Annotated in this window: 12 protein-coding genes; 11 read left to right on the top strand and 1 reads right to left on the bottom strand. The window is 47.6% G+C overall.

Translation table 11 applies throughout. The features are described 5' to 3' along the window. The first annotated feature begins 6 nt into the window (after positions 1–6). The 10 genes from pgk (at position 7) to EDF88_RS10525 (ending at position 12,681) form a co-directional block, all read left to right on the top strand. Positions 7–1,170, top strand: coding sequence for a phosphoglycerate kinase (pgk, locus tag EDF88_RS10570; protein WP_134184603.1), 1,164 nt, complete (start codon positions 7–9; stop codon positions 1,168–1,170). Positions 1,171–1,270: 100 nt separating this feature from the next. Beyond that, complete coding sequence (gene fbaA / locus EDF88_RS10565; protein WP_034498356.1) at positions 1,271–2,350, top strand: class II fructose-bisphosphate aldolase; 1,080 nt, start codon at positions 1,271–1,273, stop codon at positions 2,348–2,350. A gap of 527 nt (positions 2,351–2,877) precedes the next feature. Beyond that, positions 2,878–3,816 carry a transcriptional regulator TdcA gene (gene tdcA, locus EDF88_RS10560; RefSeq protein ID WP_134184601.1) on the top strand — a complete coding sequence of 313 codons (939 nt, stop codon included), beginning with the start codon at positions 2,878–2,880 and terminating at the stop codon, positions 3,814–3,816. A 100-nt stretch (positions 3,817–3,916) separates the two neighbouring features. After that, entirely contained in the window at positions 3,917–4,906 is a 990-nt protein-coding gene (tdcB, locus tag EDF88_RS10555; RefSeq protein ID WP_064513651.1) for a bifunctional threonine ammonia-lyase/L-serine ammonia-lyase TdcB, read from the top strand. Positions 4,907–4,993: 87 nt separating this feature from the next. Then, positions 4,994–6,325: a threonine/serine transporter TdcC gene (tdcC, locus tag EDF88_RS10550; RefSeq protein WP_134184599.1), complete on the top strand. Its 1,332-nt coding sequence runs from the start codon at positions 4,994–4,996 to the stop codon at positions 6,323–6,325. 30 nt (positions 6,326–6,355) lie between these two features. Continuing rightward, positions 6,356–7,564 (top strand): propionate kinase, encoded by a 1,209-nt coding sequence (tdcD, locus tag EDF88_RS10545; protein ID WP_134184597.1) that lies wholly within the window; start codon positions 6,356–6,358, stop codon positions 7,562–7,564. A gap of 64 nt (positions 7,565–7,628) precedes the next feature. Then, the gene (gene pflB, locus EDF88_RS10540) at positions 7,629–9,923 is read left to right on the top strand and encodes a formate C-acetyltransferase (RefSeq protein ID WP_134184595.1); all 2,295 of its coding nucleotides are present in this window, start codon (positions 7,629–7,631) and stop codon (positions 9,921–9,923) included. A gap of 159 nt (positions 9,924–10,082) precedes the next feature. Next, entirely contained in the window at positions 10,083–10,937 is an 855-nt protein-coding gene (gene mscS / locus EDF88_RS10535) for a small-conductance mechanosensitive channel MscS (RefSeq protein WP_064513642.1), read from the top strand. 140 nt (positions 10,938–11,077) lie between these two features. After that, positions 11,078–11,713 carry an arginine exporter ArgO gene (gene argO / locus EDF88_RS10530; protein ID WP_134184593.1) on the top strand — a complete coding sequence of 212 codons (636 nt, stop codon included), beginning with the start codon at positions 11,078–11,080 and terminating at the stop codon, positions 11,711–11,713. A gap of 233 nt (positions 11,714–11,946) precedes the next feature. Then, a complete protein-coding gene (locus tag EDF88_RS10525; RefSeq protein ID WP_064513638.1) occupies positions 11,947–12,681 on the top strand; it encodes an oxidative stress defense protein in 735 nt (244 codons plus the stop codon). A gap of 114 nt (positions 12,682–12,795) precedes the next feature. On the opposite strand, the gene argP is transcribed toward EDF88_RS10525, so the two are convergent. Further along, a complete protein-coding gene (argP, locus tag EDF88_RS10520; RefSeq protein ID WP_064513636.1) occupies positions 12,796–13,695 on the bottom strand; it encodes a DNA-binding transcriptional regulator ArgP in 900 nt (299 codons plus the stop codon). A 168-nt stretch (positions 13,696–13,863) separates the two neighbouring features. Here argP and rpiA point away from each other — a divergent pair, with 168 nt between their 5' ends. After that, on the top strand, positions 13,864–14,523 hold the full coding sequence (rpiA, locus tag EDF88_RS10515; RefSeq protein WP_134184591.1) for a ribose-5-phosphate isomerase RpiA: 660 nt from the start codon (positions 13,864–13,866) through the stop codon (positions 14,521–14,523). The last annotated feature ends 269 nt before the right edge of the window (positions 14,524–14,792 follow it).

The following is a 14,792-nucleotide window of genomic DNA, read 5'->3' as shown; positions in this document are numbered from 1 at the left end:
TTCACCATGTCTGTAATTAAGATGACCGATCTGGATCTGGCTGGTAAGCGCGTTCTGATCCGTGCAGATTTGAACGTACCAGTTAAAGAAGGGAAAGTGACATCTGACGCACGTATCCGTGCATCACTGCCAACTATCGAACTGGCCCTGAAGCAAGGCGCTAAAGTGATGGTAACTTCTCACCTGGGTCGTCCGACTGAAGGCGAGTACAACGAAGAATTCTCTCTGCTGCCGGTTGTTAACTACCTGAAAGACAAACTGTCTTCCCCGGTTCGTTTGGCTAAAGATTACCTCGACGGCGTTGAAATTGCTGAAGGTGAACTGGTTGTTCTGGAAAACGTTCGCTTCAACAAAGGCGAAAAGAAAGACGACGAAACTCTGTCTAAGAAATACGCTGCTCTGTGTGACGTATTCGTAATGGACGCTTTCGGTACTGCGCACCGTGCACAGGCTTCTACTCACGGCGTTGGTAAATTTGCTGACATCGCTTGTGCAGGTCCGCTGTTGGCTGAAGAGCTGAGCGCACTGGGTAAAGCACTGAAAGAACCAGCTCGTCCAATGGTTGCAATCGTTGGCGGTTCTAAAGTTTCTACCAAACTGACTGTTCTTGATTCCCTGTCCAAAATCGCTGACCAGCTGATTGTTGGCGGTGGCATCGCGAACACCTTCGTTGCTGCTCAAGGCCACAACGTAGGTAAATCTCTGTACGAAGCAGACCTGGTTGACGAAGCTAAACGCCTGCTGACTATCTGTGATATCCCAGTTCCTGCTGACGTTCGCGTTGCAACTGAGTTCTCTGAGACTGCTACTGCAACTCTGAAATCTGTAAACGACGTGAAATCTGACGAGCAGATCCTGGATATCGGTGATGCATCTGCGCAGCAACTGGCTGAAATCCTGAAGAATGCAAAAACCATTCTGTGGAACGGCCCGGTTGGCGTGTTCGAATTCCCGAACTTCCGTAAAGGTACTGAAATCGTTGCTAATGCAATTGCAGACAGCGAAGCATTCTCTATCGCAGGCGGCGGTGACACTCTGGCAGCAATCGACCTGTTCGGTATTGCTGACAAGATCTCCTACATCTCCACTGGTGGCGGCGCATTCCTCGAATTCGTGGAAGGCAAAGTACTGCCAGCAGTAGCGATGCTCGAAGAGCGCGCTAAGAAGTAATGATTACGGGCAGGGTTTCCTGCCCGTTGAATTTTTGCCGCTGTAAAGTATTCGGCGGCACAAACGTTTTTTCTAAATGCGACGATACAGGACGACAAACATGTCTAAGATTTTTGATTTCGTAAAACCAGGTGTGATCACTGGTGATGACGTACAGAAAGTTTTCCAGGTAGCAAAAGAGAACAACTTTGCTCTGCCAGCAGTTAACTGCGTAGGCACCGACTCTATCAACGCCGTACTGGAAACTGCTGCGAAAGTTAAAGCTCCAGTTATCGTTCAGTTCTCTAACGGTGGCGCTGCATTCATCGCTGGTAAAGGCGTGAAAACTGACGTTCCTCAGGGCGCTGCAATCCTGGGTGCTATCTCTGGCGCACATCACGTACACCAGATGGCTGAACATTACGGCGTGCCAGTAATCCTGCACACTGACCACTGCGCTAAGAAATTACTGCCATGGATCGATGGCCTGTTAGACGCGGGTGAAAAACACTTCGCAGCAACTGGCAAACCACTGTTCTCTTCTCACATGATCGACCTGTCTGAAGAGTCTCTGGAAGAAAATATCGAGATCAGCTCTAAATATCTGGCTCGTATGTCCAAAATGGGCATGACTCTGGAAATCGAACTGGGTTGCACCGGCGGCGAAGAAGATGGCGTAGATAACAGCCATATGGACGCTTCTGCTCTGTACACTCAGCCAGAAGACGTTGATTACGCTTACACCGAACTGAGCAAAATCAGCCCACGTTTCACCATCGCTGCTTCTTTCGGTAACGTGCACGGTGTTTACAAACCAGGTAACGTGGTTCTGACTCCAACTATCCTGCGCGATTCTCAGGACTATGTTTCTAAGAAACACAATCTGCCGCACAACTCCCTGAACTTCGTATTCCACGGCGGTTCCGGTTCTACAGCTCAAGAAATCAAAGATTCCGTGAGCTACGGTGTTATCAAAATGAACATCGATACCGATACCCAGTGGGCAACTTGGGAAGGTATCCTGAGCTACTACAAAGCTAACGAAGCGTATCTGCAAGGTCAGTTGGGCAACCCGAAAGGCGAAGACCAGCCGAACAAGAAATACTACGATCCGCGCGTATGGCTGCGTTCTGCACAGACTTCTATGATCACCCGTCTGGAGCAAGCTTTCAAAGAACTGAACGCAGTAGACGTTCTGTAATCTTCGTAGCTTAATTGCTGTATCGAAAAGCCCGCCTTGTGCGGGTTTTTTTATGTGCAGTAATGAGAACGCAATCGTTTATATCTCAATATTTAAAAATAAAATATCCCGTTAAATTCACTCTTTATTATTCAATAATTATTTTATTCAAGTTCATTAAATGATCAAATAATCTCGTTGGATGTATTAATTATTTTTTAAAAATAACAAAATTAGTTTATATTGCACCTTCAGCCCTAAGATAAATCTTCTCTTGCTATTATAAAATGCAGTATGAACAGCTGCTTATTTAAACTTATATGATTAAATTATCTCCATAACTTAATTTTATCAGGGTGCTTAAGGTTGATGCGCATCATATTAAAGGCTGATTGTTTTTATATATGTATTTGTTTTTAAAGCATTTATTTAAGTTGATTGCTTTGCATGCAATTAACTCTCAAGTATTTGTGAGTCAAGCCACATAACATCCTGTGTGCAATTCGTTATGATCTTCTGCATGGAAAGTTAATTGAGCGCAGAACTTCATGGACAATAATTCGTTACCAAAGACACAACACCTGATGGTATTCCAGGAAGTTGTCAGGAGTGGTTCATTTGGTTCTGCAGCAAAACAGCTTGGTCTTTCCCAACCAGCAGTCAGTAAAGTTATTAGTGAGATGGAAGCTTATTTTGGCTTAGAGCTCATCATCAGAAAAAACACCGGCGTAAAATTAACCGAAGCAGGTAAAGTGCTACTGACATACTCAGAATCCATCACGCGCGAACTGAGAAATATGTGCAGCGAAATGAGCCGTATGATTGGCAATACTGTTTGTGATGTATCATTTGGCTATCCTTCGCTGATCGGTTTTACTTTTTTGCCGGGCATGATGAAAGAGTTTAAAGGGCTCTTTCCACAATCTCAGGTATCAATGTTCGAAGCCCAGCTTTCCTCATTCTTGCCCGCAATTCGTGATGGGCGTCTGGATTTTGCAATCGGTACTCTGAGTGATGAAATGCTACTGCAAGATCTCCATATTGAGCCGCTGTTTGAGTCAGAATTTATTCTGGTCGCGAACCGAACACGGGTAGTCAAAGGAACGACTACGCTAAGTGCTCTAAGCCATGAACAATGGGTCTTGCCACAAACGGAAATGGGATATTACAGTGAACTCCTTACTACGCTGCAAAAGAATAATATTAAAAGCGAAAATATCGTTAAAACTGATTCGGTAGTGACTATTTATAATTTAGTGTTGAATGCCGATTTCCTGACGGTAATCCCTCGAGATATGATTGCCCCATTTGGTTCTAACCAATTTATAAAAATTCCTGTTGAAGATAAATTACCTATAGCTCGCTACGCTGCGGTGTGGTCTAAAAATTACCGAATTAATCATTCTGCAGCCACATTAGTTGAGCTTGCCAAAAAACATTCATTGCGTAGTCAGTTTCAATTTAACCAATTAACTGAAGTTGCTTAGCCTAATTCAGTAATTGATAAATATATAACTCATTCAAGGTGATTGATTTAATAAGCAGTCACCTCCTGTATTGTTTTAGCTTTTTAATGTTGAGGTCAACATGCATATCGACTATGAACTTCCTGTTACTATTATTGATGTCCTTGAAGCGAAGAAAAGACTCGCTGGATATATATATAAAACAGGAATGCCCCGTTCTAATTATCTCAGCGAATGCTGCAAGGGCGAGATATTTTTGAAATTTGAAAATATGCAGCGTACAGGTTCATTTAAAATACGTGGTGCTTTTAATAAGCTTAGCTCCTTAACAGAAGAAGAAAGAAAAAAAGGGGTAGTGGCTTGTTCTGCTGGCAACCACGCGCAAGGGGTTTCGCTTTCTTGCGCTATTCTGGGAATCAATGGCAAGGTGGTGATGCCTAACGGTGCACCGAAATCTAAAGTGGCAGCAACTACCGATTACTCAGCGCAGGTAGTGATGCACGGCGATAACTTCAACGACACCATCGCTAAGGTTAGCGAAATTGTTGAGATGGAAGGGCGTATCTTCATACCGCCGTATGATGATGAACATGTTATTGCCGGGCAAGGCACCATCGGCCTCGAGATTCTTGAAGATTTATATGATGTAGATAACGTTATTGTGCCGATTGGCGGTGGTGGCTTAATCGCGGGCATTGCGTTGGCGATTAAATCAATCAACCCGACAATTAATATTATCGGTGTCCAGGCTGAAAATGTGCATGGTATGGCTGCATCATTTTATAAAGGTGAACTGATGGCACACCGTACTTCAGGTACATTAGCCGATGGTTGCGATGTTTCCCGTCCGGGCAGAATAACCTATGAAATCGTGAAGAAATTAGTTACCGATATTGTATTAGTCAGTGAAGATGAAATTCGCAACAGTATGGTGGCGCTAATCCAACGTAATAAAGTTGTTACTGAAGGCGCTGGCGCACTGGCCACTGCGGCTTTATTAAGTGGAAAATTGGATCACTATATTAAAGGCCGTAAAACAGTAAGCATTATATCTGGCGGAAACATCGATCTTTCGCGTGTTTCGCAAATCACAGGATCAGCAGATATTTGATATAACCAACTAATTCGGGTTGCACTCAGGATAATAAATGTGTAACCCGGAATATAACGGATATTGAATTATTAAAGGAACTCTATTATGAGTAATACTGATGCAACCCTTATTGGCCAAAAAGCTGTATCGCAATGGCGAAAATCTGACACCACCTGGACATTAGGCTTATTTGGCACCGCTATCGGCGCCGGGGTTTTATTTTTCCCTATTCGTGCAGGTTACGGCGGCTTAATTCCAATATTGATTATGTTGTTTCTGGCTTATCCCATTGCATTTTACTGCCACCGCGCACTAGCACGCCTCTGTCTTTCCGGGAGCAACCCTTCTGGAAATATTACCGAAACGGTAGAAGAGCATTTTGGTAAGACAGGTGGTGTGGTCATTACCTTCCTGTACTTCTTCGCCATTTGCCCGTTGCTGTGGATTTACGGCGTTACGATTACCAACACCTTTATGACTTTCTGGGAAAACCAGCTGCAACTCATGCCCCTAAACCGCGGTGTGGTGGCGCTGTTCCTGCTGCTGCTGATGGCTTTTGTTATCTATTTTGGCAAAGACCTGATGGTCAAAGTCATGAGCTATCTGGTTTTCCCGTTTATTGCCTGCCTGATCTTGATTTCTGTCTCGCTGATCCCTTACTGGAACTCTGCGGTTATCGACCAGGTGAGTCTCAGCGATATTTCGTTTACCGGCAGTGACGGTATTCTTGTGACCGTATGGCTCGGTATTTCCATCATGGTCTTCTCCTTTAACTTCTCGCCGATTGTCTCTTCGTTTGTGGTTTCCAAACGCGAAGAGTATGAGAAGGACTTCGGCAGGCAGTACACCGAAGACAAATGCTCGAAAATTATCTCCCGTGCCAGCATGTTGATGGTGGCTGTTGTGATGTTCTTCGCCTTCAGCTGCCTGTTCACGCTTTCACCGCAAAATATGGCCGAGGCTAAAGCGCAAAACATTCCGGTGCTTTCTTATCTGGCTAACCACTTCTCATCAATGGCGGGTACAAAATCGACCTTCGCCACTACGCTTGAGTATGGCGCGTCGATTATTGCCCTGGTCGCTATCTTCAAATCCTTCTTCGGCCACTATCTTGGCACACTTGAAGGACTTAACGGTCTGGTCCTCAAGTTTGGGTATAAGGGTGATAAAACCAAAGTATCCGGTGGCAAACTCAACCTTATCAGCATGGTCTTTATCATGGGGTCGACCTGGGTTGTGGCTTACGCCAACCCGAACATCCTCGATTTGATTGAAGCTATGGGTGCGCCGATTATCGCCTCTCTGCTTTGCCTGCTGCCAATGTATGCCATTCGCAAAACCCCTGCGCTGGCGAAATATAAAGGCAGGACCGAAAACATTTTTGTCACAGTAATTGGTTTGCTGACCATTCTTAATATTGTCTTCAAGCTTATCTAATGACTTACTCAGGATGAGTGGAATTTAAAAATGAATGAATACCCGGTAGTGCTGACGATTAACTGTGGTTCTTCTTCGGTAAAGTTTTCAGTATTAGATGCAGAAACTTTCGATGTGCTTTTATCTGGAATTTGTGAAGGTATTAATACCGAGAGTGCATTTTTAACGGTCAATGATGGAGAGCCAGTTATTCTGGCTCACCAGAATTATGAAGAGACACTCGCGGCAATATCTGCTGAACTTGAGAAACGTCATTTAATTGATAGTGTGGCCTTTGTTGGCCACCGTATTGCTCACGGTGGTTCTTTGTTTAGGGAGTCGGTATTAATTACTGATGATGTCATAGAAAAAATTCGCCAGATTTCACCTTTGGCTCCGCTGCACAATTATGCCAATTTACACGGCGTGGAATCTGCACGCCTTCGTTTCCCTGGCGTTCCTCAAGTCGCGGTATTCGATACCAGCTTCCATCAGACCCTAAAGCCCGAAGCTTATTTGTACGGTCTGCCATATCGTTACTTTGAAGAGTATGGTGTGCGCCGCTATGGATTCCATGGCACTTCGCATCGTTACGTGGCGCAGCAGGCATGTGATTTATTAGGCCTGAACGTAGAGAATTCGGGGTTAGTGATTGCTCACTTAGGTAATGGTGCTTCGGTGTGCGCGGTGCAAAATGGCGAAAGCATCGATACTTCAATGGGTATGACGCCACTCGAAGGCCTGATTATGGGTACGCGCTGCGGTGATGTGGATTTCGGGGCGATGGCCTGGCTTGCAAGGCAGACCGGACAATCCATGGATGACCTTGAGCAGGTAGTCAATAAAGAGTCAGGGCTACTGGGGCTTTCGGGTTTATCGTCAGATTTACGTACCCTGGAAAATGCCTGGCACAACGGTGATGAGCGGGCACAACGGGCGATAAAAGCATTTGTCCATCGTATTGCCCGAACGATTGGCGCGCACACAGCTGCATTAAATCGCCTGGACGGCATTATTTTTACCGGTGGTATTGGTGAAAATTCAATACTTATTCGCCGTCTGGTTTCTGAGCGTTTACGGGTATTTGGTGTTGAACTGGATATTGATAAGAATAACCAACCTAACCGCTCAGGTGAGCGAATTATTTCCTGCAAACAGTCTCCCGTTATTTTAGCGGTTATTCCTACCAATGAAGAAAAGATGATTGCACTTGATGCTTTGCATTTAGGTAGAGAATGCTATCTCGCCGAATACGCCTGATATACCCCCGCAACTCGAAATTCAAAGGGTATATATAAATAATATGCTTTAAAGGAATGAAGTAATGAAAGTAGATGTTGATATTACCAACGATAATTATGCCCATGCCTGGCAGCAATTCTCGGGCGTAGAATGGAAAGCGACAATTAATGTTCGGGATTTTATCCAGCATAACTATACCCCGTATGAAGGTGATGAATCATTCTTAGCAGGCGCAACTCCAGCGACCACTGCGTTGTGGGAAAAGGTCATGGACGGCATTCGTATTGAGAATGCCACCCACGCGCCAGTCGATTTCGACACTAATATTGCCACCACGATTACCGCGCATGCACCGGGTTATATCGTCAAAGAGCATGAAAAAATTGTCGGTTTGCAAACCGATAAACCGCTAAAGCGCGCCTTACACCCTTATGGTGGCGTGAATATGATCAAAAGCTCTTTTGAAGCTTATGGTCGTGAAATGGACCCGGATTTTGAATATCAGTTCACCTCGCTGCGTAAGACGCATAACCAGGGCGTATTTGATGTTTACTCACCGGATATTTTGCGCTGCCGTAAATCAGGTGTGTTGACTGGCTTGCCAGATGGCTACGGGCGTGGCCGCATTATTGGCGACTACCGCCGTGTTGCGCTTTACGGGATTGCATACCTGGTGCGCGAGCGTGAATTGCAGTTTGCCGATCTGCAAAACCAGCTTGAGCGTGGTGAAAATCTTGAAGCGGTAATTCGCTTGCGTGAAGAGTTGTCTGAACATCGCCGTGCACTGCTGCAAATTCAGGAGATGGCGGCAAAATACGGTTTTGATATTTCGCGCCCGGCAAGCAATGCGCAAGAAGCGTTGCAATGGCTCTATTTTGCCTACCTGGCTGCGGTGAAATCGCAGAATGGCGGGGCGATGTCACTGGGCCGCACCACCACGTTTATCGACATTTATATCGAGCGCGATATAAAAGCTGGGCTGCTGACAGAGCAGCAAGCACAAGAGCTGGTCGATCACTTCATTATGAAAATCCGCATGGTGCGTTTCCTGCGTACACCGGAATTTGACACGCTATTCTCCGGCGATCCTATTTGGGCGACCGAAGTCATCGGTGGAATGGGGCTTGATGGTCGCACGCTGGTCACCAAAAATGCCTACCGTTACCTGAACACGCTGTACACCATGGGGCCTGCACCGGAGCCGAACCTGACGATTCTCTGGTCGGAAGCATTGCCGAAACCTTTCAAAGTTTATGCGGCGAAAGTTTCCATCGAAACGTCATCTCTGCAATACGAAAATGATGACCTGATGCGCTGTGATTTCGACAGCGATGACTATGCGATTGCGTGCTGCGTCAGTCCGATGGTGATTGGCAAGCAGATGCAGTTCTTTGGTGCACGAGCCAACCTCGCTAAAACGCTGCTGTATTGCATCAACGGTGGCATGGACGAAAAACTCAAAATCCAGGTCGGCCCGAAAATGCCAATGCTGCTCGATGAGGTATTGGATTACGACAAGGTAATGGGCAGCCTCGACCACTTTATGGACTGGCTGGCAATGCAATACATCACCGCGCTCAATCTTATTCACTACATGCACGACAAATACAGCTACGAAGCCTCGTTAATGGCTCTGCATGACCGGGATGTCTATCGCACCATGGCATGCGGTATTGCCGGGTTGTCGGTGGCAGTGGATTCGCTTTCTGCGATTAAGTACGCCACGGTGAAACCGGTGCGCGACCAAAACGGGCTGGCGGTTGATTTCGTCATTGAAGGTGACTACCCGCAATACGGTAATAATGATGATCGTGTTGATGCCATTGCCTGCGATCTGGTTGAGCGTTTTATGAAAAAGATCCAGGCGCTGCCAACCTATCGCAACGCGGTGCCGACTCAGTCGATCCTGACGATCACCTCAAACGTGGTGTATGGGCAAAAAACCGGTAACACGCCAGATGGCCGCCGTGCCGGTATGCCATTTGCACCAGGGGCGAACCCAATGCACGGGAGGGATCGGAAAGGTGCAGTGGCTTCATTAACGTCGGTCGCTAAACTGCCGTTCAGTTACGCTAAAGATGGTATCTCATATACCTTCTCGATTGTTCCTGCGGCATTAGGGCGTGATGACGCCGTGCGCCAGTTAAACCTGGTGGGATTGCTGGATGGTTATTTCCATCACGATGTGCGAACTGAAGGCGGGCAGCATCTGAATGTAAACGTCATGAACAGGGAAATGCTACTTGATGCCGTTGAACACCCGGAAAACTACCCGACGCTGACCATCCGCGTTTCCGGCTATGCGGTGCGTTTTAATGCTCTGACGCGTGAACAGCAGCAAGATGTCATTTCGCGCACCTTTACCCACTCGATCTAATGCCTTTGAGCATTAATTCGCTTCCCTGAAACCCGCCGCGCGCGGGTTTTTTTCGGCCAAATTTGTGAGCAACTTGGCATATTCGGTTGTTTTGTTTACCCTTTAAAGTCTCTGTTGTGCTTTTCAGGCGCAAATTTCAGTAAAGACAAGGAACCGTGAATGGAAGATCTCAACGTAGTAGACAGTATTAATAATGCTGGAGGCTGGCTGGTGCGCAACCAGGCGTTACTGCTGAGCTATGCGGTCAACATTGTGGCGGCGATTGCGATAATCATCGTCGGGATGATCGTGGCTCGCGTGGTTTCCAATACGATTAACCGTGTGATGTTGGCGCGTGGTATTGATGCGACGGTAGCTGATTTCCTTTCCGCTCTGGTGCGTTACGGCATCATCGCATTTACGTTAATTGCCGCGCTGGGGCGTGTTGGCGTTCAGACTGCGTCCGTTATCGCAGTCCTCGGTGCCGCAGGTTTAGCCATTGGTCTGGCGTTGCAAGGTTCGCTTTCTAACCTGGCGGCAGGCGTGTTGCTGGTGACCTTCCGCCCATTCCGCGCGGGTGAATATGTTGATCTTGGCGGTATTGCGGGCTCCGTGCTGAACGTGCAGATTTTCTCCACCACTTTGCGCACTGTGGACGGGAAAATCGTTGTGGTGCCTAACGGTAAAATCATCGCCGGCAATATTATTAACTTCTCCCGCGAACCGGTGCGCCGCAACGAATTTATCATCAGCGTGGCGTACGATTCGGATATCGACAAGGTTAAGCAAATCCTGACAGATATCATCAACAGCGATGAGCGCGTGCTGAAAGACCGCGACATCACCGTGCGCCTCAATGAGCTTGGGCCGTCAGCCATTAACTTTGTGGTGCGTGCCTGGAGCAACAGCGGCGACCTCCAAAACGTCTATTGGGATGTGCTGGAACGCGTTAAGCGCGAGTTTGATGCGCAGGGAATCAGCTTCCCTTATCCGCAAATGGATGTGAATTTCAAACGAGTGAAAGAAGCTGCGTAAGCGTGATTTTCTGGGGCCAGTTTCGGCTGGCCTATTCTTCATTAGCAATACTTATAAACCATTAAAATTATCCATTTCCTCTAATAATTATTCCCCATTAAACTCCTCTTTAATTGCTAAACATTAAAGAGTGAATCATCGTGTTATCTTACTTTTTTCAAGGCCTTACATTAGGCGCTGCGTTAATCTTGCCGCTCGGCCCACAAAATGCGTTTGTGATGAACCAGGGTATTCGCCGCCAGTATCATTTGATGATCGCCTCGCTTTGCGCCTTAAGCGATGTGCTGCTGATTTGCGGTGGGGTTTTTGGAGGTAGTGCGCTGCTGATGCAGTCGCCATGGCTGCTGGCGATCGTGACGTGGGGCGGTGTGGCATTCCTCTTGTGGTATGGCTGGGGCGCATTGCGTACCGCGATGAGTAGCAGCGTAGAACTGGCTTCAGCAGAAGTGATGAAGCAGGGGCGCTGGAAAATTATCGCCACCGTGCTGGCGGTAACCTGGCTTAATCCGCATGTTTATCTGGATACTTTTGTTGTACTGGGGAGTCTCGGTGGGCAACTGGCTGATGAACCGAAGCGCTGGTTTGCATTAGGTACCGTGAGTGCGTCTATCCTATGGTTTTATGGTCTGGCTCTTCTCGCAGCCTGGCTTGCGCCACGTCTGCGCACCGCGAAAGCTCAGCGGATTATCAATGGCGTAGTGGGCGTGGTGATGTGGGTTATCGCGTTGCAACTTGCGTCAGATGGGGTTCGCCATATCGCTTCCCTGATAGGGTAATTAGCCATCACCCGTCATACTTCAAGTTGCATGTGCGTTGGCTTTCCTCGCTCACCCCAGTCACTTACTTGAGTAAGCTCCTGGGGATTCACTGCGTCGCCGCCTGCCTGCAACTCGAATTATTTTGGGTGTAAATCCGATAGACAAGTTACCATTCCAGGCTAAGCTTGCTGCCAGACGTCCGTGTATTTTGCGGGTGTAATGACAGTGGAATGTAGCATGGAGGAATTACAGTGAAGTTTAAAACCCTGGCATTAGCCGCTTTAGTGGGATTAGGTTCGGTTCCGGCGTTGGCCGACGAGTTGCCAAATGGCCCACATGTTGTGACATCCGGCACCGCTAGCGTGGATGCTGTTCCTGACATTGCTAAGCTCGCAATCGAAGTCAATGTATCAGCCAAAGATGCTGCATCAGCTAAAAAACAAGCTGACGATCGTGTTGCACAATACCTGACATTCTTGCAGCAAAGTGGCATCGAGAAGAAAGACATCAATGCTGCCAATCTTCGTACTCAACCAGAATATGAATATCTGAAGGATGGTAAAACGCAGCTTAAAGGCTACATTGCCGTGCGTCAGGTGGATGTCACGCTGCGTAAACTCGACAAAATGAACGAGTTGCTTGATGGCGCATTAAAAGCAGGTCTTAACGAAATTCGTTCTGTTTCTCTGGGTGTTGCGAACCCCGAGTCATACAAAGACAAAGCGCGTAAAGCCGCTATCGACGATGCCGTTCGCCAGGCTAAACTGCTGGCCGAAGGCTTTAGCAGCAAGTTGGGCCCAGTTTATAGCGTGCGTTACCATGTCTCTAACTACCAGCCAGCGCCGATGGTGCGGATGATGAAAGCTGACGCGGCTGCGCCGGTTTCAGCCCAGGATACCTACGACCAGCAAACTATTCAGTTTGATGACCAGGTTGATGTGGTGTTTGAGCTGGAACGCGCTAAGAGCGAGCAGTCTGCACAATAAATGGTGAATGGCGCTTGCGCTTATCCACCCTATAAAACTGCAAAAATGTAGGTCGGATAAGCGTTATCGTCATCCGACAAAACAAGAAGGCCGCTAAATATTAGCGGCCTTCTTCTATTCTGCGTCCTGTCGTAGAACTTTATGCCCGTATTCCAGCAGTGCGTCGGTAACGTTGCGCATCATGCGGCTTTCCGGTGCAAAACGGTGCCAGTACAGCATACGGCGTTGCATCAGGCCTGGCGTCAGGTCAATCAGCTCACCGCTATTAATCTCTCTTTCGATTTGCAGATGCGGAATCATGCAGCATGTGGTGCCCTGGCGAGCCAGTTGCACAAAGGCTTCTGACGAGTTAACGATATGGCACGGTACGCTGCCCGGTGACAAATCGAAGTTTTGCTGCAAGAACGCCTGGTGCATATCGTCGAGATGGTCAAACGCGACAGCAGGGGCTTTTAGCAGGGCAGAACGCGTGACGCCGTTCGGGAAATAGCGCGCGGCAAAATCTTTTGAACCGACAAACAAATAATCCAACGCACCCAGTCTGTCGACCAGGCAGCTTGGCAGCGGCTGTGGCTGAATAGACACCGCACCGACTACTTCACCACGACGCAGGCGTTCTTGTGTTCGGGTTTCATCTTCCACCTGAAGATTCAGGCGGATAGGGGAGTCGGCAAGCACAGGCGCGAGCGCTGGCAGCAACCAGGTTGCCAGACTGTCGGCGTTGACCGCAAGAGACAGAAGGAGTGGTGTGGAACCAGTTTGCTCATCGCCCAACCACTCTTCTTCAAGCAATTCCACCTGGCGCAATAACGCCAATAGCTTTTGTCCTTGTTCGGTTGGACGAGGAGGCACGGTGCGCACTAACAATGGCTGGCCGAACATATTTTCCAGTTGCTTGATACGTTGTGAAACGGCTGATTGAGTGATGCAGAGCTTTTGTGCCGCACGCTCAAAACCACGTTCACGAATAACTGCATCCAGCGCCTGTAGTGTTCTATAGTCCGGGCGTTTCATTGTTGTTAGCTGACTCCTGTTTTTGTTATCCCAGCACTATGACATAAATTTGCACTCGATCCAGACCAAAACCACAAAGATCGGATGAGTTCAGCCATTCACGGGGACAATCTCATGGCGCTTGCACTATAATGCGCGTCAGTTTTCATAGCACACAGGCAAAAAACCATGACGCAGGATGAACTGAAAAAAGCAGTCGGCTGGGCAGCATTACAATACGTGCAACCAGGCACGATCGTTGGTGTGGGTACCGGCTCAACGGCCGCACACTTTATTGATGCTCTCGGGACTATCAAACATCAGATTGATGGTGCTGTTTCAAGCTCCGACGCTTCCACCGCCAAACTGAAAAGCCTTGGTATAACTGTTTTTGATCTTAACGAAGTTGACTCACTGGGCATCTACGTTGATGGCGCAGATGAGATCAACGGCCAAATGCAAATGATCAAAGGCGGTGGCGCCGCTCTGACCCGTGAAAAAATCATCGCGTCTGTGGCGGAAAAGTTTATCTGTATCGCTGATGCGTCTAAGCAGGTGGGTATACTCGGTAATTTCCCGCTGCCAGTTGAAGTGATTCCAATGGCGCGTAGTTGTGTGGCTCGCCAACTTGTCAAACTGGGCGGCCGCCCTGAATACCGCCAGGGTGTGGTGACCGATAACGGCAACATCATTCTTGATGTTTATGGCCTGAGCATTGCCGAGCCAATCGCACTGGAAAATGCGATTAACGGCATCCCTGGTGTCGTGACGGTTGGCCTGTTTGCTAACCGTGGTGCGGATGTGGCGTTGATTGGTACTGCCGATGGCGTGAAAACCATTGTGAAATGATATGACCGGGGCGCAGTAGCGCCCCTTAAAATGAATAAAAAATGACAAAATAATCTAACGCTAAATTTGGTGACATATGTCACATTATTAACAACTGTCTACTTTTCATTCCTGGTTATCTTCCCTGATTAGCATTTTCTGCTGCCCTATACGCCTTATTCCTTTTCTGACGAGATGCCTGCGCAATCGTTTATATTGCCCCGCCCGTAATTTTTGATATTTTGGCAGAAGGGTGTCTTATCACACAGCACAACATCAGTTCTAAAAAT

The organism is Buttiauxella sp. BIGb0552 (assembly GCF_004366275.1).
Taxonomy (GTDB): Bacteria; Pseudomonadota; Gammaproteobacteria; order Enterobacterales; family Enterobacteriaceae; genus Buttiauxella; species Buttiauxella gaviniae.
The sequence above is the reverse complement of the archived record's forward strand: the minus strand, read 5'-3'. Positions and strand labels throughout refer to the sequence as shown.